Raw genomic sequence first — 1,267 nt, forward strand, 5'->3', positions numbered from 1 at the left:
TGGCCTGCCCCCATTCGGTGGCCCAGGTTCGAAGTTAGTGCATCGTCGGTCGCGTGACGATGGCGGGGTGAGCGAGCGGCCCTGAGCCGCTCGGTTCGGTTGGCCAGATGACGACCTCGGGCGCAGGCGACTGATAGCCGAGCGACGAGTGCGGCCGGATGCTGTTGTAGTGCCTCCGCCATTGCTCGATCACGACGCTGGCCTCCTTGAGGGTGTAGAACACCTCGCCGTTGAGGAGTTCATCCCGCAGCTTCGCGTTGAAGCTCTCGCAATAGCCGTTCTCCTACGGACTGCCCGGCTCGATGTAGGCGGTTGTCGATCCCACCGCCGCGATCCAGTCCTGAACGGCCTTGGCGATGAACTCCGGCCCGTTGTCCGAGCGGATATGCCCCGGCACCCCGCGCAGACTGAACAAGTCTGAGAGTACATCGATCACGTCCAATGCCTTCAGCTCACGAGACACGCGGATGGCCAGGCACTCGCGTGTGAACTCGTCGATGACGTTCAGCATCCGGTACTTGCGTCCATTGTGCGTGCGGTGCTCAACGAAGTCGTAGGACCAGACGTGGTCAGGCCGCTCGGGCCGTAAGCGAAGGCAGGAGCCGTCGGTGAGCCAGAGGCGTGCCCGCTTTGGCTGGCGAGCCGGGACCTTGAGCCCTTCGCGCCGCCAGATCCGTTCGACGCGCTTCACGTTCACCGTCCAGCCGTCACGTCGGAGCAGGGCCGTGATCCGACGGTAGCCGTAGCGTCCATACTGCAGCGCCAGGGCGACGATGGCGCCCGTCAAAGCGGCTTCGTCCTCGGCCAGGACGGCGACCTTGCGCTGGGTCGAACGATGTTGGCCCAGGACACGGCAAGCGAAGCGTTCGGACACACCGTGCTCGGCAACGACGAAGTCGACACAGGCCCGGCGGCGAGCCGGGCTCAGAAGTTTCCCGAGGCTGCCTCCTTCAGGATGAGCTTCTCCAGGGTCAGATCGGAGATGGCTCGACGAAGGCGCTGGTTCTCGGTCTCCAGAGACTTCAGCCGCTTGACCTGGTCACCCTTCAGACCGCCGTACTCGGAACGCCAGCGGTAGTACGTGACCTCGGTCACCTCGATGGACCGGATTGCTTCAGACACCTTGCGACCCTGCGAGACCAGAACATCCACTTGGCGCAGCTTGGCAACAATCTCTTCAGCCGTATGCTTCTTCCGTCCCATGAAACATCCTCCACATGGCTCGAAGCCATACCTCAGGGAGGACCACTTTTCAGGAGGCAGGCCA

1 pseudogene is annotated in these 1,267 nt (G+C 63.3%); it reads right to left on the reverse strand.

From position 1 onward, the window contains the following. Positions 1–34: 34 nt before the first annotated feature. Positions 35–1,203: pseudogene (locus MKK50_RS05205) on the reverse strand (IS3 family transposase). Between the last annotated feature and the right edge of the window lie 64 nt (positions 1,204–1,267).

Source organism: Methylobacterium sp. J-043 (assembly GCF_022829505.1).
GTDB lineage: Bacteria > Pseudomonadota > Alphaproteobacteria > Rhizobiales > Beijerinckiaceae > Methylobacterium > Methylobacterium extorquens_A.